Origin of the sequence: Aquabacterium soli, from assembly GCF_003933735.1 — a bacterium.
Taxonomy (GTDB): Bacteria; Pseudomonadota; Gammaproteobacteria; order Burkholderiales; family Burkholderiaceae_C; genus Aquabacterium; species Aquabacterium soli.
Window position 1 is genome coordinate 91,014 of the sequence record NZ_RSED01000005.1, and the last position, 26,734, is coordinate 117,747.

Genomic DNA, 26,734 nt, shown 5'->3' on the forward strand with positions numbered 1-26,734 from the left:
GCCGAGATCCGTGTAGCCCCCATCTTTCCACGTCCGCCCCGGGTTTCATGGCGCGAAAAGCCCGCCCGACGCCCGGCATTTCGTGACATTCTGACGTTTGTGCGCCCGCCTGGGGGCACCCCGTAAAATGCCCCCATGATTCAAGCCAAGCGTGATCTCCTGAAGGCCCTGGGTGAGGCCTTGCGCCAGGCGGCGCCCGACGCCGATGCGTCCTTCACCCCCGTGTTCGAGGCGCCCAAGCAGGCCGCCCATGGCGACCTGGCCGTCACGGCCGCCATGCAACTGGCCAAGCCGCTCAAGAAGAACCCCCGCGAGCTGGCCACGGCCCTCGTCGCGGCCCTGCAGGCCCAGCCGGCTGTGCAGCAGTGGGTCTCGGCCGTCGAGATCGCCGGCCCCGGCTTCATCAACCTGCGCCTCAAGCCCGAGGCCAAGCAGTCCATCGTCTCGGATGTGCTGTCCGCGGGCGAGGCCTTCGGCACCCAGCCTGCCACCGATCGAAAAGTGCTGGTCGAGTTCGTCTCGGCCAACCCCACCGGCCCGCTGCACGTGGGCCACGGCCGCCAGGGCGCGCTGGGCGACGCCCTGTGCAACCTGTTCGCCACACAGGGTCAGCAGGTCACCCGCGAGTTCTACTACAACGATGCCGGCGTGCAGATCGCCACCCTGGCCAGTTCCACCCAGGCGCGCCTCAAGGGCCTCAAACCTGGTGATGCCGAGTGGCCCGAATCGGCCTACAACGGCGACTACATCGCCGACATCGCCAACGATTTCCTGGCCAAGAAGACCGTCAAGGCCGACGACCGCGAGTTCACCGCCAGCGGTGATCCTGACGATCTGGATGGCATCCGCCAGTTCGCCGTGGCCTACCTGCGCCACGAGCAGGATCTGGATCTCAAGGCCTTCGACGTCCGCTTCGACAACTACTACCTCGAATCCAGCCTGTACACCTCGGGTCGCGTCGAGGCGGCCGTGAACAAGCTGGTCGCCGCCGGCAAGACGTTCGAGGACGGCGGCGCCCTGTGGCTGCGCAGCACCGATTACGGCGACGACAAGGACCGCGTCATGCGCAAGTCCGACGGTGGCTACACCTACTTCGTGCCCGATGTGGCGTATCACATCGCCAAGTGGGAGCGCGGCTTCGTGCAGTGCGTGAACATCCAGGGCTCTGACCACCACGGCACCATCGCCCGCGTGCGCGCCGGCCTGCAGGCGGCCGGTGTCGGCATCCCCCAGGGCTGGCCCGACTACGTGCTGCACAAGATGGTCACCGTGATGAAGAACGGCGAGGAGGTCAAGATCTCCAAGCGCGCCGGCAGCTACGTCACCCTGCGCGACCTGATCGAGTGGACCAGCAAGGATGCGGTGCGCTTCTTCCTGATCAGCCGCAAGGCCGACACCGAGTTCACCTTCGACGTCGACTTGGCCCTCAAGACCAACGACGAGAACCCGGTGTTCTACGTCCAGTACGCCCATGCCCGCATGAGCAAGGTGATCCGCGACTGGGCGGCCGAGCGCGGTGGCGATTTGGCGAGCCTGCCCGGCGCCCAGCTGGCGCTGTTGGCTGCCCCCAGCGAGCTGACCCTGATGAGCAAGCTGGCCGAATACCCCGACATGCTCACGCAGGCCGCCGCCGGCCTGGCCCCGCACGACGTGGCCTTCTACCTGCGCGATCTCGCTGGGGCCTTCCACAGCTATTACGCGGCGGAACGATTCCTGGTGGATGATGTCGACCTGACCCGCGCCCGTGTTGCGCTGCTGGCAGCCACCGCCCAGGTGCTGCGCAACGGCCTGGCGCTGCTCGGCGTCAGTGCCCCGGACAAAATGTGATCCCCTTCAAAGGACGCCGCTCTATGAAATCGCAACGCGGAGGCTTCTTCCTCGGCATGATCGTGGGCCTCTTGATCGGCCTGGCGCTGGCGCTGGGCGTGGCCCTGTACGTCACCAAGGTACCGCTGCCCTTCATCGACAAGGTGCCCCAGCGCACGGCTGAGCAAGATGCCGCCGAGGCCGAGCACAACAAGAACTGGGACCCGAACGCACCGTTGTACGGCAACAACCCTGCCAAACCCAAGCCGGTGCCCAAGCCCATCGTCGAAGACGTCACCGCCGACCCGGCCAATGCGGCGTCTGCCCCGGCATCCGCCGCATCGGCCAAGGCGTCCGAGCCTGCCAAACCGGCCAGCGCGCCCGCGTCGACCGCCCGCAACCCTGCAGCCATCCTGTCCGGCAGCGAACCCGCTGTGTCCACCAACCCGGCCGCTGATGCGTTGAGCTTCTACGTGCAGGCCGGTGCCTATGGCAACTCGGCTGAAGCTGAACAGCAGCGCGCCAAGCTGTCGATGATGGGCATGGAAGCCCGCGTCTCCGAGCGCGAGGTCAACGGCCGCACCATGTTCCGTGTGCGCCTGGGGCCTTTCGCTCAGAGGGAACTGGCTGAAGAAGTCCGGGTCAAGCTCTCGGGCAGCGGCATCGACACGGCACTGGTGCGCGTCCAGAAGTGAACAGAAAGGACACCCTCCAGATGAACCGCCGAGAGTTTTCCAAGCAGACCGCCGCCCTGGCAGGTCTGGGCCTGGCCACCGGCCTGGCCCCCTGGCAATCCGCGCAGGCCCAGACCCCGGTCGAAGGCACCAACTTCGTCAAGCTCTCGCAGCGTGCCCCGGTGTCCGCCCCGGCAGGCAAGGTCGAGGTCGTCGAGTTCTTCTGGTACGGCTGCCCCCACTGCTTCCACTTCGAGCCCTCGCTGGCCGCCTGGGCCGCCAAGCTGCCGCCCGATGTGGTCTTCAGGCGCGTGCCCGTGGCCTTCCGCGAGAACCCTTTCGCGGCCCATCAGCGCCTGTACTTCGCGATCGAGGCCCTCGGTCTGATCCCGCAACTGCACGCCAAGGTGTTCCATGCCATCCACGAAGAGCAGCTCAAGCTCGACAAGCCCGAACTGATCGGCGACTGGGTGGCCAAGCAGGGCGTGGACAAGGCCAAGTTCCTGGCCATGTACAACTCCTTCGCGCTGCAGACCAAGTCTTCCCAGGCCCGCAGCCTGATGGACGCCTACAAGATCGACGGCGTGCCCGCCATCGGCGTGGCCGGCCGGTACTTCACGTCGGTGTCGCTCAACGGCACACCCGACAAGGCCCTGGCCACCACCGACTACCTGATCGGCCTGGCCCGCAAGGCTGGCTGATCGGCTGCCTCCGCAGGCCCCCGTGTTGCGGGGGCTTTTTCCGGAGGATTTGCACGGACATCCCCTTGAGGCCTGTCCACGCACAGGCTTCACGGCTAAAATGAATGCAAAATTCATGCCGATAACGGCTCGCCGCATGCCCGTGTTTTCACTGCCTCCCGCTGAACCCCGTCACCGCCCCGCTGGCCTGGCTCTCTTGCTGGCACTGCTCGTCGGTGGCGCCCTGTTTGCCCAGCCGGCCTGGGCCGACAAGTCCGACCGTTTCCAGCCGCTCAATTTCGCGGCCGACAACGCCCGGGTCGACGACAACCAGCGCGTCAACGTGCTCACGGGCAATGTCGAGATCACCAAGGGCAGCATTGTGCTGCGCGCCGCCAAGGTCGAGGTGCGCCAGCAGGCCGATGGTTCGCAGACCGCCGTGGCCACCAATGGCGCGGGTGGCCGCGCCTACTTCCGCCAGCGCCGTGAGGGCGTCGATGAATTCATCGAAGGCGAGGCCGAGCGCATCGAATACGACGGCCAAGGCGACAAGGTCTACTTCAAGGGCCGCGCCGTGATGCGCCGCCTCAGTGGCGCCACGGTCTCCGACGAGGTCGTGGGCCAGAGCATCGTCTACGACAACCGCACCGAGGTCTTCCAGGTGGCCGGCGGAGGCGGCGGTGGCGGCACCTCCGGCGCCTCGTCGGGCGGACGGGTGCGCGGCGTGATCGCGCCGCGCAACGATGGCGGGGCTTCCGCTCCGCGCAGCAGCCCCGCGCCGCGTGATGGCGCCAGGCTGGCCCCCTCCGGCAACCTGTCGCAACCCGCCCTCGAAAGCACCCGCTGATGACAGACGCCGCGCCTCCCGTCACCGCCACCAGCCGGCTGCGCGCCGAGGGCCTCAAGAAGCGTTACGGCGCCCGCACCGTCGTCCACGACGTGCATGTCGCGGTTGGTGCCGGTGAGGTCGTCGGCCTGCTGGGCCCCAACGGGGCCGGCAAGACCACCAGCTTCTACATGATCGTGGGCCTGGTGCGCGCCGACGCCGGCATGATCGACATCGACGGCCAGCGCGTCGAGCTGCTGCCCATCCACCAGCGCTCCCGCATGGGCCTGAGCTACCTGCCGCAAGAGGCGTCCATCTTCCGCAAGCTCAACGTCGAAGAAAACATCCGTGCCGTGCTCGAGCTCCAGGTCGATGAGCGCGGCAAGGCGCTCACCTCGGCGGTGATCGAGCAGCGCCTGAACACCCTGCTGCATGATCTGAGCATCGAGCGCCTGCGCACCAGCCCCTCCCTGGCCCTGTCCGGCGGTGAGCGCCGCCGCGTCGAGATCGCCCGGGCCCTGGCCACGCAGCCGCGCTTCATCCTGCTCGACGAGCCCTTCGCAGGCGTCGATCCGATCGCCGTGATCGAGATCCAGCGCATCATCAGCTTCCTCAAGGGGCGTGGCATCGGCGTGCTGATCACAGACCACAACGTGCGCGAAACCCTCGGCATCTGCGACCGCGCCTACATCATCAGCGAGGGCCGCGTGCTGGCCGAAGGCCGCCCCTCAGAGATCATCCACAACGCCGAGGTCCGCAAGGTCTACCTGGGCGAGCACTTCCGCATGTAAGGGCACTGGCAGTCCATGAAGCCCTCCTTGCAGTTCCGGCTCTCGCAGCACCTGGCGCTCACGCCCCAGCTGCAGCAGTCCATCCGCCTGCTGCAGCTGTCCACGCTCGAGCTCCATCAAGAGGTCGAGCAGATGCTCGAGCAGAACCCCTTCCTCGAGCCGGAAGACGAAGGCGGTTTCGACAACAGCCTGGTCAGCCTGGACACCGAGCGCCAACAGTCCGAACGCCTGCAGCGTGAAGAGACCCGCGACGTCGAAAGTGCGGCCTCCACCGAGAGCGAGGCTCCGGCCGAGGGCGCGGGCCTGGACACGGCTGATCTGGGCACCACCGAGCGCGACGACTGGGAAAACGGCACCGAGCGCGACGACTTCGACGGCATCCGCGAAACCCCGTCGCGCAACAACGACGACGACGACTTCGACCCGCTGGAGCGCAACAGCGTCGCCATCAGCCTGGCCGAGCACCTGCGCCACCAACTGCGCGGCACCCGCCTGTCGGCGCAGGACATGGCCGCGGTCGACATGCTCATCGAGTCCCTCAACGAGGACGGCTACCTGGCCGACCCGCTGGAAGAGATCGCCGCTTCCCTGCTGCCCGAGGATGCCGACGAGGACACGCGCGAAGAAGTGCTCTCCCGCCTGCGCTGCGCCCTGCGCTGGCTGCAGAACCTCGACCCCCTGGGCGTGGGTGCAGCTGATTTGTCCGAGTGCCTGATCCTGCAGCTGCGTGCCAAGCCCCGCAGCGAAGCCCAGGCCATCGCCATCCTGATCTGCAAGAGCCACCTCGAACTGCTGGCCCGCCGCGATTTCAAGAAGCTCATGGCCGCCACCGGCGCCGACGAGGCCCTGCTCAAGGATGCGCAGGCCCTGATCGTGCAGCTCGAGCCCAAGCCGGGCCGTCCCTTCACGCGCGCCGAGGCCAACATCATCGTGCCCGATGTCATCGTGCAGAAGTCCGGCCGCGGCTTCAAGGTCGTGCTCAACCCCGACGTGATGCCCAAGCTGCGCATCAATGATCTGTATGCCCAGGCCCTCAAGCAGAGCCGCGCGCCGCGTGGCAGCGCGGCCTCCGAAGGCCATGCCGGCATGAGCTCGCGCCTGCAGGAGGCCCGCTGGTTCGTCAAGAACATCCAGCAGCGCTTCGACACCATCCTGCGCGTCTCCAACGCCATCGTCGACCGCCAGAAGAACTTCTTCAGCCACGGCGAGATCGCCATGAAGCCGCTGGTGCTGCGCGAGATCGCCGATGAACTCGGCCTGCACGAGTCGACCATCTCGCGCGTGACCACGGCCAAGTACATGAACACGCCATTCGGCACGTTCGAGCTCAAGTACTTCTTCGGCTCCTCGCTCAACACCGAGGCCGGCGGCAACGCCTCCAGCACGGCCGTGCGTGCGCTCATCAAGCAGCTCGTCTCGGCCGAAGACGCCAAGAAGCCGCTGTCCGACAGCCAGCTCAGCAGCATGCTCGAAGAGCAGGGTATCCAGGTCGCGCGCCGCACCGTGGCCAAGTACCGCGAAGCCCTCAAGATCGCCCCGGCCAACCTGCGCAAATCGCTCTGATCTGCCGCCGCTCCCGTGCCGCCCCGATGCCGCAACTGCCCAACCTGATCTCCAACCTCATCGCCGTCCTGCCCTGGCAGGACTGGGCGGCCCTGGCCCTGTTCATCACGGGCTGGATCGGCTATGCCCTCTTTGCCGACTGGCGCGCCAAGGTCCAGCGCACCCTGCTGGCCAGCACCAACCACTACCGCAAGCTGTGGATGCGCCAGGTCACCTTCCGTGACCAGCGCATCGTCGATGCGGCCGTGGTGCAGAACCTGTCGGCCAGCCCGTCCTTCTGGGCCTCCACCACCATCCTCGTGCTCGGCGGTCTGCTGGCGGTGCTGGGCACCAGCGACAAGGCCAACGTCCTGGTGCAGGACCTGCCCTTCGCTGCGCGCACCTCCATGCTCATCTTCGACCTGAAGGTCATCACCTTGCTGGTCGTCTTCGTGTATGCCTTCTTCCGCTTCACCTGGTCGATGCGCGTCTATTCCTTTGGCGCCATCGTGGTGGGGGCCGCCCCCAATGTCTCCGTCTTCGACAGCGGCGTGGCCGACCGAGAAGAGTACGCCGACCGCGCCGGCCGTTTGATGGGCCTGGCCGCCGAAAGCTTCGCCGACGGCCTGCGCGCCTATTACATGTCCTTCGCCGTCATCGGCTGGTTCATCTCGCCGGGTATCTTCATGGCGCTCACCCTGGCCGTGCTGTGGGTGCTGTTCCGGCGCGAATTCCGCTCCGACGTCTCCGCCATCCTGCGGGCCGACGCCCCCGGTCACCTCTGACCGCCGCCGGCGCCCCTGGCGCCGCCATCCTCACCCTGGGGGCTGCGGTGCGGCCTTCCTCCCGCTATCCTTCCGCCATGAACTCCACGCCCCCCCGCCGCCCCGGCCCGCCCGTCCGCGTCCCCCGAGACCGCCCCGACGCGGCCCGCCGCGACATGGGCCGGCCGGCCGGACGGGATGCCGGACGCCCCGGATCCGGCCGTGATGCAGGCCCGCCCGGTGGCCAGCGCCGCCCGGCCCCACCGCCCGCGCGCCGTGACCTCACCCCGATGCTCTTCCTGCCCTGCGCCGCAGGCGTCGAGCCCCTGCTGGCCGAGGAGATCTCGCCCTGGCTGCATGCGCTGCCGCTGGAGATCACCCCCGAGCGTGGCGGTGTGCGTGTGGCGCCCGCCACGCAGGAGCGCCGCGCCATCGACCTGTCCTTCGATCTCACCAGCGAGCTCGCGGCCACCATGGTCCGCGCCGTCTTCCTGCTCAACCTGCACAGCCGCCTGGCCCAGCGCGTGCTGTGGCGCGTGGCCCTGGGGCCCTACGCCAGCGAAGACCAGCTCTACCACCTGGCCCGCAGCGTCCAGTGGGATGACTGGATCACCCCCCGCAACACCCTGCGCGTCGATGTCACTGCCCGCCACAGCCCGCTGCAAAGCCTGAACTTTGCCGGCCTGCGCATCAAGGACGCCGTCTGCGACCACCTGCGCGAGCAGTTCGGCGAGCGCCCCGACGTCGACACCCGCCACCCCGACCTCAGCCTGCAACTCCACCTCGATGGCGACGTCGCGCATCTGTATGTGGACACCTCCGGCGAGGCCCTGTTCAAGCGTGGCTGGCGTGAAGACAAGGGCGAGGCCCCGCTCAAGGAAACCCTGGCTGCTGCCATGCTCGCCGCCGCCGGCTGGAAAGGCCGAGCCGAAGACGGTCCCCTGCTCGATCCGTGCTGCGGCTCCGGCACCATCGCCATTGAGGCGGCCCAGATCGCCTGCGGCATCGCCGCCGGCCTGCAGCGCCGCTTCGCCTTCGAGCGCTTGCGCCCCTTCGCGGCCCACCTGGCCGTGTGGCAGCAGTTCAAGCAGCAGGCCCGCGAGCGCGTCCATGCCCCGGCGGTGCGCATCTACACCGGCGACGTGTCCTTCCGCATGACCGACTTCGCCACCCGCAACGCCGAGCGCGCCGGTGTGCTGCACGCCATCGAGTTCAAGACGGCCGATGCCCTGCAGCGCCCGGCCCCGGCCGAAGGCGGCGTCCTCATGTTCAACCCGCCCTATGGCGAGCGCATCGACCCCAAGGGCACCGGCCATGGCGGCGGCGAGCGCTTCGCCCGTGAGGATTTCGTCGACCAGCAGGGCGCCAGCGACTTCTTCTCCCGCATGGCTTCCCACTGGAAGCGCCAGTACGGCGGCTGGACCGCCTGGGTGCTCAGCCCCGACATGAAGCTGCCCAGCGCCATGCGCCTGAAGGAAAGCCGCCGCGTCGTCATGTTCAACGGCCCCATCGAGTGCCGCCTGTTCCGCTTCGACCTGGTGTCCGGCTCGGCCAGGGCGCAACAGGCCCCCCAGGTAGACGCAGACGGATCCTGACCTCTTGAGGCTGCGGCGCGCCGGGCATCACGACGGCGCTGCCCGGTCTGCCCCTCCCCGCACTCAGCCGACGTGCCCTGCGACCAGCGACAGCATCATCAAGGGCGCCGTGTCCGCACGCAGCACGCGGGCACCCAGTCCCACCGGTACCCAGTCCAGTTCACGCGCCCGCTTTTCCTCCGCATCGGTCAGCCCCCCTTCGGGGCCGCTGAGGAAGCACAGGCCCGGATGCGTTGCCTGCGGCGTCAGCCGCTCGCCCTGGGCCAACCATTGCCCACCGGACAGGCTGGGCTCGAAGCTCAGCAAGGCGCGGTGCATCCGGGCATCCGCCGTCTCCACCCAGTGTTTCAGCGTCTGCACGGCGTGAATCACAGGGACCCGTGTGCGCCCGCTCTGCTCGCAGGCGGATTCCGCCACCGACTGCCAGTGCGCCACCTTTTTGGCTGCCCGCTCGCCGTCCAGGCGTAACACCGAGCGCTCGCACACCAGTGGCTGAATCGCCGCCACCCCCAGCTCCGTGGCTTTCTCCACCAGTGAGTCCATGCGGTCGTTGGTGGGCATGCCCAGGGCCAGCGTCACGGAAATGGGCAACTCTCGCTGCACCTCCTGGTGCGGCCCGACGACCACGGCCACCTCGCGCCGCCCCATGCGTGCCACCTGGGCGGACCACTCGCCGCCGCGTCCATCGAACAGCACCACCGCATCGCCTGGCTGCAGGCGCAGCACCTGCACGTGGCGTGCGGCACCTTCAGGCAACTCCAACTCCTGCCCGCTGGCCAGCACCGCATCTCTCAAGAACAAACGCACACCCACACCCACGCTCCTTGCGCCAACCTGGCATGAAGGCCCGCCCATCGAGCCTGCTGCCAGGACACGCCGCACCATCCGCGCGGCCACCACCGAGTGTCGCGCATCAGATCGGGCCGCCGCGCGCCTTCCATGCGATGTCGTCCGCCACATACATATATAGAGCGCGCGCCAAGCCCTGCGCGGAGAGGCCCTCTGGTGCTGCTGACAGGGCAGGGCTCCTCGATGGGCGTCTCGCCGCCGCACCGTGGCAGAACAGCCTCGAAACCGCGCCGAGCAACTTTCTTTGATCTTTTTTCGACAGGGCTTGCGCACTGCTTCAAATCCATGCCATAATTGCATTCTTCGCTGATCACGGCGCTGCAAACAAAGCAGCAAAGCAGATCAGGCGGCAAAGCGAAAGCGGCGCCCAAAGCGAAATGCTCTTTAAAAATTAACAGCCGATAAGCGTGGGTGTTTGGTGCAAGTGTTGTGCCAGATACTCATGAATTTGAAAGATGGATAGAGCTTATGCTTTGTTCTTCGATCGATTCCGAGATGAGTTTTGTAATTGCAGAGATTAAACTGAAGAGTTTGATCCTGGCTCAGATTGAACGCTGGCGGCATGCCTTACACATGCAAGTCGAACGGCAGCACGGGAGCAATCCTGGTGGCGAGTGGCGAACGGGTGAGTAATATATCGGAACGTGCCCAGTAATGGGGGATAGCCCGGCGAAAGCCGGATTAATACCGCATACGACCTACGGGTGAAAGCGGGGGATCGCAAGACCTCGCGTTATTGGAGCGGCCGATATCAGATTAGGTAGTTGGTGGGGTAAAGGCCTACCAAGCCTGCGATCTGTAGTTGGTCTGAGAGGACGACCAGCCACACTGGGACTGAGACACGGCCCAGACTCCTACGGGAGGCAGCAGTGGGGAATTTTGGACAATGGGCGCAAGCCTGATCCAGCAATGCCGCGTGCAGGAAGAAGGCCTTCGGGTTGTAAACTGCTTTTGTCAGGGAAGAAATCCTCTGGGTTAATACCTCGGGGGGATGACGGTACCTGAAGAATAAGCACCGGCTAACTACGTGCCAGCAGCCGCGGTAATACGTAGGGTGCGAGCGTTAATCGGAATTACTGGGCGTAAAGCGTGCGCAGGCGGTTGTGCAAGACAGGTGTGAAATCCCCGGGCTTAACCTGGGAACTGCACTTGTGACTGCACGGCTAGAGTACGGTAGAGGGGGATGGAATTCCGCGTGTAGCAGTGAAATGCGTAGATATGCGGAGGAACACCGATGGCGAAGGCAATCCCCTGGACCTGTACTGACGCTCATGCACGAAAGCGTGGGGAGCAAACAGGATTAGATACCCTGGTAGTCCACGCCCTAAACGATGTCAACTGGTTGTTGGACGGCTTGCTGTTCAGTAACGAAGCTAACGCGTGAAGTTGACCGCCTGGGGAGTACGGCCGCAAGGTTGAAACTCAAAGGAATTGACGGGGACCCGCACAAGCGGTGGATGATGTGGTTTAATTCGATGCAACGCGAAAAACCTTACCTACCCTTGACATGTTAAGAATCTTGCAGAGATGTGAGAGTGCTCGAAAGAGAACTTAAACACAGGTGCTGCATGGCCGTCGTCAGCTCGTGTCGTGAGATGTTGGGTTAAGTCCCGCAACGAGCGCAACCCTTGTCATTAGTTGCTACGAAAGGGCACTCTAATGAGACTGCCGGTGACAAACCGGAGGAAGGTGGGGATGACGTCAGGTCCTCATGGCCCTTATGGGTAGGGCTACACACGTCATACAATGGCCGGGACAGAGGGCTGCCAACCCGCGAGGGGGAGCTAATCCCAGAAACCCGGTCGTAGTCCGGATCGCAGTCTGCAACTCGACTGCGTGAAGTCGGAATCGCTAGTAATCGCGGATCAGCTTGCCGCGGTGAATACGTTCCCGGGTCTTGTACACACCGCCCGTCACACCATGGGAGCGGGTTCTGCCAGAAGTAGTTAGCCTAACCGCAAGGAGGGCGATTACCACGGCAGGGTTCGTGACTGGGGTGAAGTCGTAACAAGGTAGCCGTATCGGAAGGTGCGGCTGGATCACCTCCTTTCTAGAAAATGCATGATGCGAGCATCAAGCACTCACACTTATCGGCTGTTGATAGCAGCAAGATTGACAGAGACGCTAGGCGTCGGGCTGTAGAGCCTGGCGCTGATGAATGCGTTGGGTCTGTAGCTCAGTCGGTTAGAGCACCGTCTTGATAAGGCGGGGGTCGTTGGTTCGAATCCAACCAGACCCACCATTAGGTCTTGTCAAGGCAAGCCCGAAGGGGGATTAGCTCAGCTGGGAGAGCACCTGCTTTGCAAGCAGGGGGTCGTCGGTTCGATCCCGTCATCCTCCACCACCATCTCAGGTGGCTCGGTATTGTCAATCAAGCGCAAGGTTCCAAACCAAATAGTTGCCCGCCGAGAGGTGGCGCAGGCATTTGGTTTGTGACCTTTGAGTTGCAAGCTGCTCTTTAAAAATTCGTAGAGTCGAAATAATCAGCGTTGCTGATGGAAAGCATCCTTCGGGGTGCACCGTGCCATCAGCAACAGATGATTGCGTCAACAAACTTCAATGAAAGATTTGAAGAAACGGCAAGAACGCGTGCTGAGGGTCTGCAAGATCTTCAGCGCTCACAAATTGTCCTTGGTCCTAGATACCTCGTGCATGAACGGCATGGGGCGTCAAAGTTATAGGGTCAAGTGACTAAGTGCATGTGGTGGATGCCTTGGCGATTACAGGCGATGAAGGACGTGATAGCCTGCGAAAAGCTTCGGGGAGCTGGCAAATTAGCTTTGATCCGGAGATATCCGAATGGGGAAACCCACCCTTAGGGGTATCGCATACTGAATACATAGGTATGCGAGGCGAACCGAGTGAACTGAAACATCTAAGTAGCTCGAGGAAAAGACATCAACCGAGATTCCGAAAGTAGTGGCGAGCGAAATCGGAACAGCCTAGTCTTCTTTAGCATTTGACTTATCAAAACGGAATGGAAAGTCCGGCCATAGTGGGTGATAGCCCCGTATGAGAAAAGTCATTTGTGGAACTGAGTAGACGATAAGTAGGGCGGGACACGTGAAATCCTGTCTGAAGATGGGGGGACCATCCTCCAAGGCTAAATACTCGTAATCGACCGATAGTGAACAAGTACCGTGAGGGAAAGGCGAAAAGAACCCCGGGAGGGGAGTGAAATAGATCCTGAAACCGCATGCATACAAAAAGTAGGAGCCTCGCAAGGGGTGACTGCGTACCTTTTGTATAATGGGTCAGCGACTTACATTCAGTGGCAAGGTTAACCGAATAGGGAAGCCGAAGAGAAATCGAGTCCGAATAGGGCGTCTAGTCGCTGGGTGTAGACCCGAAACCAAGTGATCTATCCATGGCCAGGATGAAGGTGCGGTAACACGCACTGGAGGTCCGAACCGACTAGTGTTGCAAAACTAGCGGATGAGCTGTGGATAGGGGTGAAAGGCTAAACAAACTTGGAAATAGCTGGTTCTCTCCGAAAACTATTTAGGTAGTGCCTCAAGTATTACCATCGGGGGTAGAGCACTGTTATGGCTAGGGGGTCATGGCGACTTACCAAACCATTGCAAACTCCGAATACCGATGAGTACAGCTTGGGAGACAGAGCACCGGGTGCTAACGTCCGGACTCAAGAGGGAAACAACCCAGACCGCCAGCTAAGGTCCCTAAAATTGGCTAAGTGGGAAACGAAGTGGGAAGGCTAAAACAGTCAGGATGTTGGCTTAGAAGCAGCCATCATTTAAAGAAAGCGTAATAGCTCACTGATCGAGTCGTCCTGCGCGGAAGATGTAACGGGGCTAAGCCAGTTACCGAAGCTGCGGATTCACAGTTTACTGTGAGTGGTAGGAGAGCGTTCCGTAAGCCTGTGAAGGTGTCTTGTGAAGGATGCTGGAGGTATCGGAAGTGCGAATGCTGACATGAGTAGCGTTAAAGGGGGTGAAAAGCCCCCTCGCCGTAAGCGCAAGGTTTCCTACGCAACGTTCATCGGCGTAGGGTGAGTCGGCCCCTAAGGCGAGGCAGAGATGCGTAGCTGATGGGAAACAGGTTAATATTCCTGTACCGATCTATAGTGCGATGTGGGGACGGAGAAGGTTAGCTCAGCCAACTGTTGGATATGTTGGTTCAAGCCTGTAGTCGTGCCTGGTAGGCAAATCCGCCGGGCTTAGATGAGGGGTGATAACGAGTCTGCTTGCAGACGAAGTGAGTGATACCCTGCTTCCAGGAAAAGCCACTAAGCTTCAGCTATAGATTGACCGTACCGCAAACCGACACTGGTGCGCGAGATGAGTATTCTCAGGCGCTTGAGAGAACTCTGGAGAAGGAACTCGGCAAATTGACACCGTAACTTCGGAAGAAGGTGTGCCTTTAGTAGGTGAAGGGATTTACTCCTGGAGCCCAATGAGGTTGCAAAAAATCGGTGGCTGCGACTGTTTAATAAAAACACAGCACTCTGCAAAGACGAAAGTCGACGTATAGGGTGTGACGCCTGCCCGGTGCTGGAAGATTAATTGATGGGGTGCAAGCTCTTGATCGAAGTCCCAGTAAACGGCGGCCGTAACTATAACGGTCCTAAGGTAGCGAAATTCCTTGTCGGGTAAGTTCCGACCTGCACGAATGGCGTAACGATGGCCACACTGTCTCCTCCAGAGACTCAGCGAAGTTGAAATGTTTGTGATGATGCAATCTCCCCGCGGAAAGACGGAAAGACCCCATGAACCTTTACTGTAGCTTTACATTGGACTTTGAACAGATCTGTGTAGGATAGGTGGGAGGCTTTGAAGCAGTGCCGCTAGGTGCTGTGGAGCCAACGTTGAAATACCACCCTGGTGTGTTTGAGGTTCTAACCTTGTCCCGTTATCCGGGATGGGGACAGTGTATGGTGGGCAGTTTGACTGGGGCGGTCTCCTCCCAAAGTGTAACGGAGGAGTTCGAAGGTACGCTAGCCACGGTCGGAAATCGTGGTGATAGTGCATTGGCATAAGCGTGCTTGACTGCGAGACTGACAAGTCGAGCAGGTACGAAAGTAGGACAAAGTGATCCGGTGGTTCTGTATGGAAGGGCCATCGCTCAACGGATAAAAGGTACTCTGGGGATAACAGGCTGATACCGCCCAAGAGTTCATATCGACGGCGGTGTTTGGCACCTCGATGTCGGCTCATCTCATCCTGGGGCTGTAGCCGGTCCCAAGGGTATGGCTGTTCGCCATTTAAAGAGGTACGTGAGCTGGGTTTAAAACGTCGTGAGACAGTTTGGTCCCTATCTTCCGTGGGCGCTGCAAGATTGAGAGAGCCTGCTCCTAGTACGAGAGGACCGGAGTGGACGCACCTCTGGTGTATCGGTTGTCACGCCAGTGGCATCGCCGAGTAGCTAAGTGCGGAAGAGATAACCGCTGAAAGCATCTAAGCGGGAAACTCGTCTCAAGATAAGTCTTGCCGGGGCCTTGAGCCCCCTGAAGGGTCGTTGTAGACCACGACGTTGATAGGTTGGGTGTGGAAGCGCAGTAATGCGTTAAGCTAACCAATACTAATTGCCCGTGAGGCTTGACCCTATAACTTTGACGAACGATGGGCTAAAATCCGTCGAACAGCGTCAAGGACAATATGTGAATAAAACGTTTCTTGTACGTTGCTTCAAACATTGAAGCGTTCACGCAATCATCTGCATGCTGATTTAATAAAGACTCTACGAGTTTGTTGATACCGACAAGCTGCCAGCAATGGCAGCTGCCATGGTAGACCCAACAACGCCCGCCTGGCGCAAGCCAGGCCAAGGCCAACGGTTAAGCCTGATGACCATAGCGAGGTGGTCCCACTCCTTCCCATCCCGAACAGGACAGTGAAACGCCTCAGCGCCGATGATAGTGCGGATTCCCGTGTGAAAGTAGGACATCGTCAGGCTATTAATGCAACAAGCCCCCATCGAAAGATGGGGGCTTTGTTATTTCTACGGTCACTTTCTGCGCGTCCGAAAGTGATGCGTTATAGTGGTTTCATGTTCGACGTACTTGTTTATCTCTACGAGCACTATTGGCGCCCAGACGCCTTTCCCGAAGCGGATCTGCTGACACGCAAGTTGTCTGCCGTCGGCTTCGAGGCGGAAGAGATATCAGAAGCCCTCACATGGCTTGAAGGCCTCACACAGGCTGCGTCCACTGAACCCATTCAGCCCCAATCGAGCAGCGTCCGGATTTATTCTTCGGTCGAACTCGAACACATGGGTCCCGAGGCCCTGGGTTTCCTGCAGTTCCTGGAGTCTGCCGGCGTGCTTTCCGCCTCACAGCGGGAAATGATCCTGGACCGCATGCTGGCCATCTCCGGCGCCCCGGTCAGCTTGGAAGACCTGAAGGTGATCGTGCTGATGGTGTTCTGGTCGATGGGCGAAGAGCCCGATGCCCTGATCCTGGACGAACTGTTCGCCGAAGAGGGCGAACGCGTCCTCCATTGATGATCTGGGTTCCTTAGAGAGGAACCCCTTCCATCTTCCCCATCGAGCCCCCGCATAGGCCCACGCACGACCTGCTGTATTGGCTCGACGGGCAGCAGCTTGTTCTTCATGGTCAAGTATCGCCATGGCCTGCCGTAAATGTGAAAAGTGAGATGCTCCGCAGGAGTGTCTTGGTAGAACAAGGTAGAGATCGCGAAGACGGGTGGCATGGATGGCCGCACCGAGCTTTCCAAGGAGTGTGTGCATGACCAGAAAGAGCCCTTCGCTTCTGAGGTGGACGGTTTGGGCGGTTCTGGGCTTGCAGCTGGCTGGCTGCGACCAACTGGGCATCGAGACCCCTGCCAAGTCAGCGGAGCGACAAGAGGCCGAAGCGAAGGCCATTGGTTCGGCCTGCAGGCACGCCATGCGCGCCATCGAAGACTGCTACGTGCTCAATCCCAAGGCCGAGAAGTCGTCGGTGTTCAACGGCTGGCGCGAGATGGACGAGTACATGCGGGAGAACAAGCTGGATGGCGTCGCGCCGACGGTGCCCCGCCCGCCCCTGCCTGGTGCCAAACCGAAGAAGAAGGCCGACGACGACTCGGAGGCCGAGACGGAAACGGTTGAGGATGAGGCCGCCTCCACGCCTGCCAAGGCAAAAGCTGAGGGTGTCAGCAAGCCTACAGCATCGGGCGCCGCAGAAAAGGCCGCCTCGGTCCCCTCCAAGCCGGCCTGATGGGCTGGCGCTCTCAACTGAGCTTGCGTCGTTTTGGGGTCATGCTTTTGCTGGTCGGCGTGCCTCAGGTGCTCGGCGTGACGCGCGTGACGCCACGGACCAGCGCGGCGGAGTTCATGTCGGCGGCCCTTGCCTGCTGAACGATACGCCTGGCACCGCGCCGCGCGGCAGGGCTGGCCGCCTGACTGGGGGAGTTGCACGGGCTTTGGCTGCACCCCCTGGGATCAGATGCCTACAATGTCGGTTTCCCGTTCAGGGACAACCCGTTTCTGCGCATCAGCATCATGGACATCCTCCGACTAGAAGACCTCGTGGCCCAGGGCAAGCTGGCCAACCAGCGCGTGTTCATCCGTGCGGACCTCAATGTGCCGCAGGACGATGCGGGCAACATCACGGAAGACACCCGCGTGCGGGCCTCGGTCCCGGCCATCGAGCTGGCGCTCAAGGGTGGCGCGGCCGTGATGGTCACCTCGCACCTGGGGCGCCCCACAGAGGGCGAGTTCAAGCCCGAGGATTCGCTGGCCCCGGTGGCCAAGCGCCTGGGCGAACTGCTGGGCCGTGACGTGCCGCTGGTGAGCAACTGGGTGGACGGCGTGAGCGTGCAGCCGGGCCAGGTGGTGCTGCTGGAGAACTGCCGCCTGAACAAGGGCGAGAAGAAGAACAGCGAAGAGCTGGCCCACAAGCTGGCCGCGCTGTGCGATGTGTTCGTGCACGATGCGTTCGGCACGGCCCACCGTGCCGAGGGCACGACCTATGGCATCGCGCAGTTCGCCAAGGTGGCCTGCGCCGGCCCGCTGCTGGCAGCCGAGATCGATGCGATCAACAAGGCGCTGGAGGCGCCCAAGCGCCCGCTGGTGGCCATTGTGGCGGGCTCGAAAGTGTCGACCAAGCTGACCATCCTGCAATCGCTGGCGAAGAATGTGGACGGCCTGATCGTGGGCGGCGGCATTGCCAACACCTTCCTGCTGGCCGCAGGCCTGAAGATCGGCAAGTCGCTGGCCGAGCCGGACCTGATCGGCGAGGCCAAGGCCGTGATCGAGGCGATGAAGGCGCGTGGTGCCGAGGTGCCCATCCCTGAGGATGTGGTGGTGGCCAAGACGTTCGCGGCCGACGCGCCTGCGACGGTGAAGGCCGCCACGGACGTGGAAGATGACGATCTGATCCTGGACATCGGCCCGAAGACCGCCGCCAAGCTGGCAGCCCAGCTGAAGCAGGCCGGCACGGTGGTGTGGAACGGCCCGGTGGGCGTGTTCGAGTTCGACGCCTTCGCCAACGGGACGGAGACGATCGCGCGCGCGATCGCCGAGTCGAGCGCGTTCAGCATCGCGGGTGGTGGCGACACGCTGGCGGCGATCGCCAAGTACGGCATCGAGAAGGACGTGAGCTACATCTCGACCGGTGGTGGCGCGTTCCTGGAAGTGCTGGAAGGCAAGACGCTGCCGGCGTTCGAGATCCTGAGCAAGCGCGCGGCCGGTTGAGTCGGAACGGCGAGGCAGCGGGCAGGGGCTCCTACCCCCGCCAGCCTTGGTCAACAGACTTGGCGAGCCGGTGCGCCATTGGTCCGTCCTGAAAAAAGCCCAGCTGATGCTGGGCTTTGTCGTTGTGGGCGCGTGATGGCCGGAACGGGGCGCGCAGGCGCGATGATCAGTGCCCTGCGGCGTGCAGCGCTTCACCGGCCAGGATGGGGTTGCCGGTGCGGTTGAAGGTGTCCAGCCAGATCTGGTAGCTGTCGAGTTGGCCAGCCTTCCAGGGGTGGTAGCCGGGCTTGAAGTACTGGAGGTAGTGCCCGGCGATGGAGGTGAAGAGCCCATTGAGCGGGTTGTAGAGCCACCACAGGCCCTTGGTCCACATCCTGGCGCGCTGCCCGCGGCTGAAGCCGTCGACCTTGAGCATGTAGCGGGTGACCAGCAGCGAGTGGATGGTGAAGCCCAGGGTGACCTCCAGCATCGCGAGGATGCGGCGCGGGTACCAGACCTTGGCGACCTTCTGCATCACGTCGAAGGCGACGGCCTTGTGCTCGATCTCTTCCATGGCGTGCCAGGCGTACATGGCGCGCATGCGCGGGTCGCTGTGCTCGAGCACCTCTTTGCGCTCGAAGAAGCTGTGGGCCATGATGGCCGTCATGTGCTCGGAGGCGGCGGTGACGGCCAGGGTGTGCTTCTTGGGCACGTACTTGCGCATGATGCCGAAGAGCAGCCTGGTCTCGATGCGCTCAAGCATGTCGACGTCGATGCCCTGGGCCTTGAGCCGGTCGTTGAACTGGTTGTGGACGATGCCGTGCTGGCCTTCCTGGCGGATGAAGTCGCGGATCTCGTGCTGGAGCACCGGGTCGGTCACCTGGTCGCGGAAATCGCGCACGCAGCTGATGAAGAAGCGCTCACCCTCCGGGAAAATGGTGGACATGGCGTCGAAGAAGCGCGTTTTGAAGGGATCGCCACCGAACCAGTATTGGGGGATGTCGCCGTCGAGGTTGAAATCAAGCTTGTCGCGCGGGACGATGGTGTGAGGAGCGGATGACATGGTGCTCTCCTTGCGAAGGCGCTGTCGTGTGTGCTGACGGTACGGCGATGTCAGTGCGTGGGTGAGCCGGCTCTCCGCGCTGTCAGCGGTGGGGCTGCGCGACGAGCTGCTCGTTGAGCAGGTTGCTGGCGGTGACGGGCGAGTGCTTGTCCATCAGGTCCAGCCAGTGGGCATAGCTGGCGACGACGGGGTCGTCCCAGGGATGGAAACTGGGCTTGAGGTAGGCGAAGTAGCGGCCGGCCAGCGGCAGGAAGACGCCGCCCGGCTTGTAGAGCCACCACAGGCCCTTGGCCCACAGCCGGGTGCGCTGCCAGCGGGTGTAGCCGTCGACCTTGAGCATGTGCGCCATGATGCGGAACACATTGACGGGGAACAGGAAGGTGACCAGCAGCATGGACAGCACGCGGGTGCGGTAGCTGGCCTGGGCGACCTTGGTGAGCACGTCGTAGGCCACGGCCTTGTGCTCCATCTCTTCCATGGCGTGCCAGACGTAGACGGCGCGGATGCGCTCGTCGGCACCCTCCAGCACCTCGGGGCGCTCGACGAAGGCGTCGGCCATGATGGCGGTGATGTGCTCGGCCGCGGCGGTGACGCCCAGCGTGAACTCACGCGAGAGGTGCTTGCGCAGGATGCCGAACAGGCGGCGCTCCTGGCCCTTGAGGATCAGGTCGACACGCACGCCCTGGGCGGTGAGCCGGTCGTTGTACTGGGTGTGGACGATGCCGTGCTGGCCTTCCTGGCGGGTGAAGTCCTTGATGTGGACCCGCAGGGCTGGATCGGTGACCTGGTCTTTGTAGTCACGCACGCAGGTGATGAAGAAGCGCTCGCCGACCGGGAACAGCGTGGACATCGCGTCGAACAGGCGCGTCTTGAACGCGTCGCCGCCCAGCCAGTGGCGCGGGATGTCGCCTTCGAGGCCGAAGTCCAGGCGCTCGCGGGGCACGATGTCGGGAATGGGGTGGGCAGGTTGACGGCTCATGCTCCGCACTTTAGGCAGCATGGGCCGGGGCCGCAATGCAGCACCACGACAGGGCGGAAGAAATCGCGACAGAATGCCTTCAGGGATTACCCTGGCGGCGGAACTCGCTGGGCGACTGGCCCTGCCACTTGTTGAAGGCCTGGGTGAAGCTGCGCCGGTCGGTGAAGCCCAGGCGCTCGCTGATGTCTTCGATGCTCAAGGCGGGATCGGTCAGCCATTGGCGGGCCAGGTCATGGCGCACCCGGGCGACGATGGCGGAGTGGCTGGCGTCTTCGTCCCGCAGGCGGCGCTGCAGGGTACGGCTGTGCAGGCCCAGTGCCTGGGCCAGGGCGTCCAGCCCTTCACCGAGCAGGGCCGGCTGGTGGCGCAGCAGGGCATCGATTTGCGCGTGCAGGCTGGCGTGCTCGGGCGGCGTGCCGACACTGGCGTCTTTTTGAGCGACTTGCTGGGCGACGCGCCTGGCGGCGGTTTCGTGCAGAGAAGGCAGGGCGCCCCGCAAGGGCATGTCCAGCAGGGCCCGGTCGAACCACAGCGCATTGACTGGCTGCTCGAAGCGCACCGGCCCGCCGATGGCGCTGGCAAGGCGTTCGCTGCCTTGCTGAGGGGGGTGGCGCAAGGTGAGTTCGCTCTGCCACAGCGGCACGCCCACCATCTGCCGCGTGAACTTGCACAGGGTGACGAAGATGGATTCGGCGAAGGCCCAGGTGGTGGCCGGCTGGGCTTCGGCGTGGTGGAAGTCCATGCGCAGGCGGGCTTGGTCGCCGTGCTCCTGCAGGTCCCACTGGATGAAGGGATTGAGCAGCGGGCGCAGCCATTGCAGGGCGGGGACGGCTTCGCGCAGGGTGGGGCTGGTCGTGATGAAGGTTTCGAGGTCGGACAGGTAGTCGAAGGCGAAGGTCTCACCCAGCGTCACCGGGAAATGCATGTGCGGCGCATGGCGCCGGGTTTCCTCGACGCAGCGCTCCATCAGGATGCGCATGGCCTGCACGCTGATGACGGAGGCTTCCGGGTCCAGCAGGTCGGTGTCGATGCCGACTTCGCGCAGCAGGGGGCCGATGTTGAAGCCGCACAACGCTGCCGCCCGCGACCAGTTGGTCACGGTGACGAAGGGGATGGGCGTGTCGTCGGAGGTGGGGGCGTCGTCCACGGTGTGGCGATGGAAAGAGCGGCTCAGGCGGGCACGGGCAACCCGGCGGGTTGCTCATGCGCTTGGCCGAATTGTCGCAGCCAGTGCAGCACGGTCTGCGCGGTTTCGTCAGGGCGCTCGAACGGGTAGAGGTGGCTGCCCTGGATCCACGACAGGCGGGGGCCGACGACGCGGTGGATGCCGCCCAGGCCCACGCGCCTCAGCTCACGCGAGCGGGTGCCGCCGATGAAGGCGATGGGGCACTGCAGTGGGTGGCGCTGCATTTCGCGGGTGAGGCGGTGCGGCATGGTGTTGTAGATGTGGGTCTCGACCTCGCGCTGGAAGCGCAGGGTGTGGGGCTGGCCGAGCTGCGGCGCCTCGATGCCGTGGCGCAGGTAATCGGCCAGCACGCGCGGGTGAAAGGCTGCGAACTTGGGCTTGGCCTGGAAGTGATCGCGCGCCTCGCCGGCACTGGCCCACAGGTGGCGGCGTTGCGCCGCGATGCGCGACGGCATCACGACGGGCATCAGGCCCAGGGCCTTGACCATGCCGATGGAATCGGCTTTCCAGCCGTGCAGCAGGGGCGAATCGAGCACCACCACGCCGCGCGCCAGTTGCGGGTGACGGCAGGCCAGCATCATGCTGAGGTAGCCGCCCAGCGAGTGGCCGACGAGGTAGACGGGGTGGCCGATGTCGTCGCGGATGACATCGTGCAGGTGGCGCACGAGGTGGGGCCAGTCACGGGTGACGGGGTAGCGCGGGTCATGGCCGAAGCGCTCGACGGCCTGCACCCGGTAGCCCTGGGCCCGCCATTGTTCGAACAGGGCTTCGTAGGTGCCGGCAGGGAAGCTGTTGGCGTGCGAGAAAACGATGGTGGGGGCCGGGGAGGCGGCGTTCATGGCAGACCGGGCGCGAAGGTGTCGATGATGCATTGACGGCAGACCGGGCGGGATCTGAAGATCTGCCAGGCCCACCAAGGTCCGGCGTGGTGTTGTCGGGAGGGCCTTGCGGCGCGACCGCTGTGGTCCGTGTGCCGAAGCTGTCATTCTGCGACAGGCCGGCTGGCGGTGCAGGCCCTGCCCGAAATGTGGCAAACATCCCGAAGGGGGAGGCTGCTTGATGGATCAAACGTCGTTTTTTGATGTGAAACTAGCCTGACCGGCCCTTGCCGACCTGAGGAACACAAGACATGCCCCGTGCCACCAAGATCGTCGCCACCCTGGGACCCGCGTCCTCGTCACCCGAGATGCTCGAGCGCATCCTGATTGCCGGGGTGGACGTGGTGCGGCTGAACTTCTCGCATGGCCAGGCGCAGGACCACATCGACCGCGCCCACCTGGTGCGCGAGATCGCCCGCAAGGTGGGCAAGGTGGTGGCCATCATGGCCGACCTGCAGGGGCCGAAGATCCGCGTGGGCAAGTTCGCCGAAGGGCGCGTGATGCTCGAGCCCGGGCAGCCCTTCGTGCTGGACGCCAGCCGCACCGCCCTGGGCGACATCGCGGGCGTGGGCCTGGACTACAAGGAGCTGCCGCGCGACGTGAAGCCGGGCGACGTGCTGCTGCTCAACGACGGCCTGATCGTGCTGACCGTGGAAGCCGTGCGCGGCGAGGCCGTGCATACCCTGGTCAAGCTGGGTGGCGAGCTGTCCAACAACAAGGGCATCAACAAGCAGGGAGGCGGCCTGACCGCCCCCGCGTTGACGGCCAAGGACATGGAGGACATCAAGACGGCGGCGAGCTTCCAGTGCGACTACATCGCCGTGTCCTTCCCGAAGAACGCGACCGACATGGAGATGGCGCGCCAGCTGGCCAACGTGGCGGGCGAGCAGTGGAAGCACCGCCCGGCCATGATCGCCAAGATCGAGCGCACCGAGGCCATCCCCAACCTGGAGAGCATCCTGCGCGCCTCGGACGGCATCATGGTGGCCCGTGGCGACCTGGCCGTGGAGGTGGGCAATGCCGCCGTGCCGGCGCTGCAAAAGCGCATGATCAAGCTGGCCCGCGAGATGGACAAGGTGGTGATCACGGCCACGCAGATGATGGAGTCGATGATCGTGAACCCCGTGCCCACGCGCGCGGAGGTGTCGGACGTGGCCAACGCGGTGCTGGACGGCACCGACGCCGTGATGTTGAGCGCCGAGACGGCCGCCGGCAAGTACCCGGTCGAGACGGTGGAGCACATGGCCGCCGTGGCGCTGGAAGCCGAGCGCGCTGAAGAGGTGACGCTGGACGCCGACTTCACCAACAAGCGCTTCGAGCGCATCGACCAGTCGATCGCGATGGGCGCGCTGTTCACGGCCTACCACCTGGGCTGCAAGGCCATCATCGCGCTGACCGAATCGGGTTCGACTGCGCTGTGGATGAGTCGCCGCCGCATCCACGTGCCCATCTTCGGCCTGACGGCGCAGCCGATCTCGCTGTGCAAGATGGCGCTGTACCGCAATGTGCAGCCCTTGCTGGTGCCCAGCTTCACGGACCGCGACGAGGCGTTGCGCCAGGCCGAGAAGATCCTGGTGGAGCGCGGCGTGCTGCGCCCGGGGGACACCTATGCCATCACCTGTGGCGAGCCGATGGGCTACCCGGGCGGCACCAACATGCTCAAGGTGTGTGAAGTGATGGCCTGATTGGCAATCCCACGAACCCGCAATCTGAACCCCTCACCTGAGGGGTTCTGTGTTTCCAGGATGGATCAAGCGTGTCAGAATTTTTCCATGGCGAAACTGCATGGACATGCCTGACGGCGTCAATTCCGCGTATCGCCAATCTGTTGTTTGCAGGGTGGTCAAATGCTGTACGCGTTAAATACCGTTCGAGATTCTGAGTGGGAAGAACATGAGGCCTTGGCCGATTCCCCCACCATTTCGGCCAATACCCTGCCCTTTGTGGTGAGGGTGGTGCGCACGGAAGCCCATTTGCAGGAGGTGTGCGATCTGCGCGCCCTGGCCTACGGCAAGCGGATGCCGGAATTCGGCCGGGCCCTGAGCGTGCCGGAACCCAGCGACAAGGCCCGAGGCACCACCATCCTGATGGCACAGGACAAGGCCACGGGCGAGGTGGTCGGCACCTTGCGCATCCATTCCAATATCCAGGAGCCCCTGCCCATCCAGGGCGTGGTGGATATACCCAAGCGCCTGCAGGAAAACCTGCTGGTCGAGTTGTGCAGATTCTCGATCAAGCCGGGCTATAACAAGACCACGGTGCGCCTCGGCCTTTTCAAGGCGATGTACCTGTATTGTTATGCCCACCAGGTGCAATACATCTGGGTGGCGGCCCGCAAACCATTGAACGAGATATACAAATCTCTTGGGTTTCACGCGCCTGATGGCGGTGAAGAGCAATGGGTGCCCTTGAGTTATGCGGACAATATTCCGCACTCCATCCTGATGTTTGACGTGCTGGCGGCAGAGCGCACCTGGTTCGACATGCGCCACCCGCTGTACGAGTTCATGGGGCGCACCTACCACCCGGACATCCAGGTGTTTCGAACCTGAGGTCAGCCCATCACATCACGATGGCGGAGCGTGTGGAGCGCAGGTGGTGCGCCAGCACCGCCGTGAGCTGCGTGTCGTGGAAGGGCTTGGGCAGGTGGGCGTCCATGCCGGCGTTCAGGCAGCGCTCGCTGTCCTCGGCCATGGCGCTGGCCGTCAGGGCCACCACGGGCAGACGGGGCAGTTGCTGATCGCTTTCGTGCTGGCGCAGGCGGCGGGTGGCCTCGAAGCCGTCCATGCGGGGCATCTGGCAATCCATCAGCACGAGGTCGGGGCGTCGGGCGGTGGGGGAGGTCAGGCGCTCGAAAGCCTCCTGGCCATCCCGCACCTGCTCCACTGTGAGGCCCATGCGGCGCAGTTGCGTCTCCACGATCAGGGCGTTGACCTCGTTGTCCTCGGCCAGCAGCACGTGGCCCCGCAGGCGCATGGGCAACTCGTCGTCGAAGCTCATGGGGCGTGAGGCTTCCCAGGCTGGCACGGCGGGAGGCTCGGGCGAGGCCGGAGCCGCCACGCCGGGCAGCAGCACGGTGAACTCGAAGGTGGAGCCGTGGCCCACGCGGCTGCTGCAGGTGATGTCACCGCCCATGGCGCGGCTGATCTCGCGCGAGATGGTCAGGCCCAGGCCGGTGCCGCCCACGGCGTTGCCCACGGCCGCGTCGGCCTGGCGGTAGGGGTCGAAGATGCGCTGCAGGTCATCCGGCGCGATGCCGATGCCCGAATCGACCACCTGCACGACGATGATGCCGTCGCTTGCCCGCCGCTGGGCGCGCACCTCGATGCGGCCCTTGTCGGTGAACTTGATCGCGTTGCCGACCAGGTTGAGCAGCACCTGCCGGACCTTGGGGCCATCACCAGCGACCCAGCACGGCTTGGGCAGCTGGATGTGGTCGTACAGGATCAGGCCCTTGTTCTCGGCGGAAACGCCGGTCAGGCTGATCACGTCCTCGAGCAGCGCGTCGAGGTCGAAGGCACGGTGGTCGATGCTGAGGTGGCCGGCCTCGATGCGCGAGAAATCGAGGATGTGGTTGATGATGGTGAGCAGGTGCTCGCCCGAGCGTTGCACCAGGCCCAGCTGCTTGCGGTGCCCCAGGTCGGGCACGCTGTCGAGCAGCATGCGGGTGAGGCCGAGGATGCCGTGCAGCGGCGTGCGCAGCTCGTGGCTCATGGTGGCGACGAACTGGCTCTTGATCAGGTTCTGGCGCTCGGCGTCATCCAGCGCGGCCTCCTTGTCGGACACGATGCGGTCGATCAGGAAGCGGTGCCACAGCAGCTCCAGCACCGTGCGCTGGGCGCGCCGGGCCACGATCAGCAGACCCGCCATGAAGGCCAGCAGGGCCGTGCCCCCATACAGGCCGAAGGCGTCGCCGCGCAACAGCAGGTGGAAGGCCATGGGCAGCACCATCGGCACGCAGTAGGCCACGTTGGCCAGCCAGTTGGCGTGCAGAGTGAAGGTGGCCACGGCCGCCACGCCCATCAGGCTGGCGCCGATCACGGTGAGGGCCAGGTCGTTGTTGGGCGGCAGCAGCATCACCCCTGCCAGGCCCCAGCAGACGCCGTCCAGCAGGATCAGCATCACCGCCCAGTTGTACCAGCGGCGGTTGGGGCGGGCCTTGCGGGTTCGAAAGAGCTGCTCCTGCACGATGCGCGGCAGGGCCGCCGCGATCTTGAGGCCCAGCCACAGGTGCACCATCTGGGGATCGACGTGCTGGGCGGCGTACACGGCCAGCAGCACGGCAAATGCCGTGGCCACCAGGGTGGCGGCGGCGGTATGGCTGAACAGCATCCGCAACTGTTCGGCCCTGATCTGGCGCCGGACGACGGTGTCGACCGGCGGGTACTGCCCGGAGGCGGATGGATGGCTCATAGCGTGACGGCTCACCACGGACAATTCCGGTCCTTGAAAAATGAGCCTCTTGAATTG

General features: G+C 63.7%; 19 protein-coding genes, 2 tRNA genes and 3 rRNA genes. 18 read left to right on the forward strand and 6 right to left on the reverse strand.

Annotated elements, in window-relative coordinates; genetic code table 11:
• Positions 1 to 135 precede the first annotated feature (135 nt).
• The 8 genes from argS (at position 136) to EIP75_RS07720 (ending at position 8,678) form a co-directional block, all read left to right on the forward strand.
• Positions 136 to 1,827, forward strand: a complete 1,692-nt coding sequence (gene argS, locus EIP75_RS07685) for an arginine--tRNA ligase (RefSeq protein ID WP_125242672.1) — start codon at positions 136 to 138, stop codon at positions 1,825 to 1,827.
• A gap of 23 nt (positions 1,828 to 1,850) precedes the next feature.
• Positions 1,851 to 2,501: an SPOR domain-containing protein gene (locus tag EIP75_RS07690; protein ID WP_125242673.1), complete on the forward strand. Its 651-nt coding sequence runs from the start codon at positions 1,851 to 1,853 to the stop codon at positions 2,499 to 2,501.
• A 20-nt stretch (positions 2,502 to 2,521) separates the two neighbouring features.
• Positions 2,522 to 3,181 (forward strand): thiol:disulfide interchange protein DsbA/DsbL, encoded by a 660-nt coding sequence (locus EIP75_RS07695; protein ID WP_125242674.1) that lies wholly within the window; start codon positions 2,522 to 2,524, stop codon positions 3,179 to 3,181.
• A gap of 136 nt (positions 3,182 to 3,317) precedes the next feature.
• Positions 3,318 to 4,007, forward strand: coding sequence for a lipopolysaccharide transport periplasmic protein LptA (lptA, locus tag EIP75_RS07700; protein ID WP_125242675.1), 690 nt, complete (start codon positions 3,318 to 3,320; stop codon positions 4,005 to 4,007).
• Positions 4,007 to 4,777, forward strand: a complete 771-nt coding sequence (lptB, locus tag EIP75_RS07705; RefSeq protein ID WP_125242676.1) for an LPS export ABC transporter ATP-binding protein — start codon at positions 4,007 to 4,009, stop codon at positions 4,775 to 4,777. Before lptA ends, lptB begins: the two co-directional genes overlap by 1 nt.
• A gap of 15 nt (positions 4,778 to 4,792) precedes the next feature.
• The gene (locus EIP75_RS07710; protein ID WP_125242677.1) at positions 4,793 to 6,340 is read left to right on the forward strand and encodes an RNA polymerase factor sigma-54; all 1,548 of its coding nucleotides are present in this window, start codon (positions 4,793 to 4,795) and stop codon (positions 6,338 to 6,340) included.
• Between the two features lie 26 nt (positions 6,341 to 6,366).
• Complete coding sequence (locus tag EIP75_RS07715) at positions 6,367 to 7,104, forward strand: DUF599 domain-containing protein (RefSeq protein WP_125242678.1); 738 nt, start codon at positions 6,367 to 6,369, stop codon at positions 7,102 to 7,104.
• A 269-nt stretch (positions 7,105 to 7,373) separates the two neighbouring features.
• The gene (locus EIP75_RS07720; RefSeq protein ID WP_125242845.1) at positions 7,374 to 8,678 is read left to right on the forward strand and encodes a THUMP domain-containing class I SAM-dependent RNA methyltransferase; all 1,305 of its coding nucleotides are present in this window, start codon (positions 7,374 to 7,376) and stop codon (positions 8,676 to 8,678) included.
• 63 nt (positions 8,679 to 8,741) lie between these two features.
• Here EIP75_RS07720 and EIP75_RS07725 read toward each other — a convergent pair whose 3' ends face one another.
• Complete coding sequence (locus EIP75_RS07725; RefSeq protein ID WP_233584740.1) at positions 8,742 to 9,491, reverse strand: 16S rRNA (uracil(1498)-N(3))-methyltransferase; 750 nt, start codon at positions 9,489 to 9,491, stop codon at positions 8,742 to 8,744.
• 555 nt (positions 9,492 to 10,046) lie between these two features.
• On the opposite strand from EIP75_RS07725, the gene EIP75_RS07730 reads away from it, so the two are divergent.
• From EIP75_RS07730 to EIP75_RS07765, 8 genes are all read left to right on the forward strand, one after another.
• Positions 10,047 to 11,577 (forward strand): 16S ribosomal RNA (locus EIP75_RS07730).
• 115 nt (positions 11,578 to 11,692) lie between these two features.
• Positions 11,693 to 11,769 (forward strand) — tRNA-Ile (locus EIP75_RS07735).
• A 26-nt stretch (positions 11,770 to 11,795) separates the two neighbouring features.
• Positions 11,796 to 11,871 (forward strand) — tRNA-Ala (locus EIP75_RS07740).
• 337 nt (positions 11,872 to 12,208) lie between these two features.
• Positions 12,209 to 15,090: ribosomal RNA gene (locus tag EIP75_RS07745) — 23S ribosomal RNA — on the forward strand.
• A 236-nt stretch (positions 15,091 to 15,326) separates the two neighbouring features.
• Positions 15,327 to 15,439, forward strand: a 5S ribosomal RNA gene (gene rrf, locus EIP75_RS07750).
• The 16S, 23S and 5S rRNA genes sit together here with 2 tRNA genes alongside, the layout of an rRNA operon.
• A 94-nt stretch (positions 15,440 to 15,533) precedes the next feature.
• Positions 15,534 to 15,986 (forward strand): Smg family protein, encoded by a 453-nt coding sequence (locus EIP75_RS07755; RefSeq protein WP_125242680.1) that lies wholly within the window; start codon positions 15,534 to 15,536, stop codon positions 15,984 to 15,986.
• 244 nt (positions 15,987 to 16,230) lie between these two features.
• Entirely contained in the window at positions 16,231 to 16,701 is a 471-nt protein-coding gene (locus tag EIP75_RS07760) for a hypothetical protein (protein WP_199758529.1), read from the forward strand.
• 284 nt (positions 16,702 to 16,985) lie between these two features.
• On the forward strand, positions 16,986 to 18,179 hold the full coding sequence (locus EIP75_RS07765; protein WP_125242681.1) for a phosphoglycerate kinase: 1,194 nt from the start codon (positions 16,986 to 16,988) through the stop codon (positions 18,177 to 18,179).
• Between the two features lie 166 nt (positions 18,180 to 18,345).
• On the opposite strand, the gene EIP75_RS07770 is transcribed toward EIP75_RS07765, so the two are convergent.
• From EIP75_RS07770 to EIP75_RS07785, 4 genes are all read right to left on the reverse strand, one after another.
• On the reverse strand, positions 18,346 to 19,221 hold the full coding sequence (locus EIP75_RS07770; protein WP_125242682.1) for a metal-dependent hydrolase: 876 nt from the start codon (positions 19,219 to 19,221) through the stop codon (positions 18,346 to 18,348).
• Positions 19,222 to 19,303: 82 nt separating this feature from the next.
• The gene (locus EIP75_RS07775; protein ID WP_158622773.1) at positions 19,304 to 20,200 is read right to left on the reverse strand and encodes a metal-dependent hydrolase; all 897 of its coding nucleotides are present in this window, start codon (positions 20,198 to 20,200) and stop codon (positions 19,304 to 19,306) included.
• Between the two features lie 79 nt (positions 20,201 to 20,279).
• Positions 20,280 to 21,347 carry a helix-turn-helix transcriptional regulator gene (locus EIP75_RS07780; protein WP_125242684.1) on the reverse strand — a complete coding sequence of 356 codons (1,068 nt, stop codon included), beginning with the start codon at positions 21,345 to 21,347 and terminating at the stop codon, positions 20,280 to 20,282.
• Positions 21,348 to 21,370: 23 nt separating this feature from the next.
• Positions 21,371 to 22,225: an alpha/beta fold hydrolase gene (locus EIP75_RS07785; RefSeq protein ID WP_125242685.1), complete on the reverse strand. Its 855-nt coding sequence runs from the start codon at positions 22,223 to 22,225 to the stop codon at positions 21,371 to 21,373.
• Between the two features lie 290 nt (positions 22,226 to 22,515).
• On the opposite strand from EIP75_RS07785, the gene pyk reads away from it, so the two are divergent.
• Entirely contained in the window at positions 22,516 to 23,949 is a 1,434-nt protein-coding gene (gene pyk, locus EIP75_RS07790; protein ID WP_125242686.1) for a pyruvate kinase, read from the forward strand.
• A gap of 162 nt (positions 23,950 to 24,111) precedes the next feature.
• Positions 24,112 to 24,816, forward strand: coding sequence for an N-acyl amino acid synthase FeeM domain-containing protein (locus EIP75_RS07795; protein WP_125242687.1), 705 nt, complete (start codon positions 24,112 to 24,114; stop codon positions 24,814 to 24,816).
• 10 nt (positions 24,817 to 24,826) lie between these two features.
• Here EIP75_RS07795 and EIP75_RS07800 read toward each other — a convergent pair whose 3' ends face one another.
• A complete protein-coding gene (locus EIP75_RS07800; RefSeq protein ID WP_158622774.1) occupies positions 24,827 to 26,677 on the reverse strand; it encodes an ATP-binding protein in 1,851 nt (616 codons plus the stop codon).
• Positions 26,678 to 26,734: the final 57 nt, after the last annotated feature.

Bases quoted from the DNA above. Each gene is read 5' to 3' on its own strand.
- EIP75_RS07760 (WP_199758529.1), top strand. From the start codon at position 16,231: ATGACCAGAAAGAGCCCTTCGCTTCTGAGGTGGACGGTTTGGGCGGTT.
- EIP75_RS07800 (WP_158622774.1), bottom strand. From the start codon at position 26,677: ATGAGCCATCCATCCGCCTCCGGGCAGTACCCGCCGGTCGACACCGTC.
- EIP75_RS07755 (WP_125242680.1), top strand. From the start codon at position 15,534: ATGTTCGACGTACTTGTTTATCTCTACGAGCACTATTGGCGCCCAGAC.
- EIP75_RS07775 (WP_158622773.1), bottom strand. From the start codon at position 20,200: ATGAGCCGTCAACCTGCCCACCCCATTCCCGACATCGTGCCCCGCGAG.
- lptB (WP_125242676.1), top strand. From the start codon at position 4,007: ATGACAGACGCCGCGCCTCCCGTCACCGCCACCAGCCGGCTGCGCGCC.
- EIP75_RS07765 (WP_125242681.1), top strand. From the start codon at position 16,986: ATGGACATCCTCCGACTAGAAGACCTCGTGGCCCAGGGCAAGCTGGCC.
- EIP75_RS07795 (WP_125242687.1), top strand. From the start codon at position 24,112: ATGCTGTACGCGTTAAATACCGTTCGAGATTCTGAGTGGGAAGAACAT.
- pyk (WP_125242686.1), top strand. From the start codon at position 22,516: ATGCCCCGTGCCACCAAGATCGTCGCCACCCTGGGACCCGCGTCCTCG.
- EIP75_RS07715 (WP_125242678.1), top strand. From the start codon at position 6,367: ATGCCGCAACTGCCCAACCTGATCTCCAACCTCATCGCCGTCCTGCCC.
- EIP75_RS07770 (WP_125242682.1), bottom strand. From the start codon at position 19,221: ATGTCATCCGCTCCTCACACCATCGTCCCGCGCGACAAGCTTGATTTC.
- EIP75_RS07720 (WP_125242845.1), top strand. From the start codon at position 7,374: ATGCTCTTCCTGCCCTGCGCCGCAGGCGTCGAGCCCCTGCTGGCCGAG.
- argS (WP_125242672.1), top strand. From the start codon at position 136: ATGATTCAAGCCAAGCGTGATCTCCTGAAGGCCCTGGGTGAGGCCTTG.
- EIP75_RS07695 (WP_125242674.1), top strand. From the start codon at position 2,522: ATGAACCGCCGAGAGTTTTCCAAGCAGACCGCCGCCCTGGCAGGTCTG.
- EIP75_RS07690 (WP_125242673.1), top strand. From the start codon at position 1,851: ATGAAATCGCAACGCGGAGGCTTCTTCCTCGGCATGATCGTGGGCCTC.
- lptA (WP_125242675.1), top strand. From the start codon at position 3,318: ATGCCCGTGTTTTCACTGCCTCCCGCTGAACCCCGTCACCGCCCCGCT.
- EIP75_RS07785 (WP_125242685.1), bottom strand. From the start codon at position 22,225: ATGAACGCCGCCTCCCCGGCCCCCACCATCGTTTTCTCGCACGCCAAC.
- EIP75_RS07710 (WP_125242677.1), top strand. From the start codon at position 4,793: ATGAAGCCCTCCTTGCAGTTCCGGCTCTCGCAGCACCTGGCGCTCACG.